Here is a 1,930-nt window from a genome sequence, read left to right as displayed (position 1 = left end):
AGGGACGTATGTACGGCGTGTCTCACAAGGGTTTACCGCACAGTGACCCGGACGTTACGCAAACACCCACCACCAGATTATAGACCCTACTGATTCATTAAGTTTCGGCGTTTGGCCTCGCGGGCTTCACGGGCTGCAACGCCATACTCCTTCCAATGCCCCTTACGCCAACGCCACCACTTGATCGCCGCCCGCACCGACTCATCCGCCAACGCCGCCGACATCACCCCGTAAATACCCCAACCCAACGTAATAGTCAGCACATAAGCCAAGGGTACCGAGAACAACCAGATCACCGCAATCGTCGAATAAGAGATAAACGCCGCGTCCCCCGTCGAGCGCAGCGCCGAGCCCATCACAATGTTCACCGTACGCGCGGGCTCCGCCACAAACGCCAATACAAACACCCAAAACCCGAATGCCAGAATTGCCGGATCATCGGTATAAATCCCCAGCATCTGCTGGTTTAACGCCACCCATAGCAGCGCCAGCAACCCCGTACCCCAGATGGCCACCTTCACACTGTGACGCATCTGCCGATCCGCCTCGGCAAACTCATTGCGCCCGACCCGCTGGGCGATGATCACCTCCGTCGCCATGCCCAGCGCGACGGAAATCATCAGGCAGAACAGAAACGTATTGAAAGCGTAGACCTTTACCTTCAACGCCAGGTCTCCCACCCCGGCGACAATCCAGTTCAACACAATCATGTACATATTGAACGACACCGGCTCCAGGCTCGCTGGGGCGGCAATCCGCAGTACCGGCTTGATCAGAGAACGAAACTCCCGAACCCCCTGCCTCAATGGCAGGCGCAGACCGAGTTTGAAATGCACGATACTGAAGGTGAACACGAAGCTGCAGAAAATTGCCGCGACGCTGGCCATGGCCACGCCGTCAACGCCCATCCTGGGAACGCCAAACAACCCGAATACGACGATGCTGTTGCCGAGGATATTTGCCCCGAAGAAGACAAAGTTACTGATGGTGTTCCACTTTGGTTCGCCGTAGACATTGAGGATCGTCTGGTAAGACGCCCGCAGGCCCCAGATGGCCACCATCCAGCCGATGATGCCCAGGTAGGTCACCGCGTGGGTTTCCACCGTCTCCGACAGCGGCATCCAACCGGCGACGTAGGCGCCGCCGATGTTGATGGCCATTGCGGTGAGCACGGCCAGGCCCATGATCAGAAACACGTAGGCCATGATGGTGGCGTTGGCGGTGTCGTATTTGTTGGCCCCGATGCGCTGGCTGGCGATGCTGGAGCCGGCAAAGGCGGTCACCATGAGCAGGGTGTTGCCGGCGAATACCAAGGGCGATACGGCGCCCACGGCGGCCGCCGCGCTGTCGGAGATCCGGCTCAGGAAGAACATGTCGGTGAGCGGAATGGTAAAGGTCACCGCCTGATCCACCAACATGGGCGCACTCATGCCCCACAGGCCTTTGTCCAGGACGCGACTTTTTGGTTGATGACTCAAGAATGGGCCTCGTTGCGGTGTAGATGGTTAAGAGTTTAACGTTTATTTTAAGCGGCGTAGGTTCGTCACGACCGGACCAAGAAGGGGGAATACCCTTTCAAGACACGCCGTGAATACGTGATGTGCATGGACGCACGAATGCCGCGATGGCATGGATGCCATAGAGCGGCCCATGTAGGCTCGCATCGCGGGTCCCCCGCTCCACGGTCTTGAAAGGGTATTCCCCCTTCTTGGTCCTTAGTGCGACTAGTTAGGTGCGATGGTGTCATGCAACGTATAGTTGGGTAACGGCGGATGCGGCCTGTGGCCTTATCCGCCCTACGCGACCTGAGTGCCTGATTGTCTTTTTGGTGCTATTTCCCGAAACTGGACGCTGGCACCGCGGAGGTTGGGTAACCCCTTGGGAGACCGTCACCTGCCTGGACGGCAGGTGATGAGCCCCCAGGGATGGG

General features: G+C 58.3%; 1 protein-coding gene. It reads right to left on the bottom strand.

The window, feature by feature from the left end; genetic code table 11:
* Nucleotides 1-86: 86 nt before the first annotated feature.
* Entirely contained in the window at nucleotides 87-1,478 is a 1,392-nt protein-coding gene (locus B3187_RS04260; protein ID WP_286804733.1) for an MATE family efflux transporter, read from the bottom strand.
* Nucleotides 1,479-1,930: the final 452 nt, after the last annotated feature.

This window comes from Marinimicrobium sp. UBA4209, assembly GCF_002381585.1.
Taxonomy (GTDB): domain Bacteria; phylum Pseudomonadota; class Gammaproteobacteria; order Pseudomonadales; family Cellvibrionaceae; genus Marinimicrobium; species Marinimicrobium koreense.
Note: the sequence above shows the minus strand (reverse complement) of the source record. Positions and strands in the feature narration are given on the sequence as shown.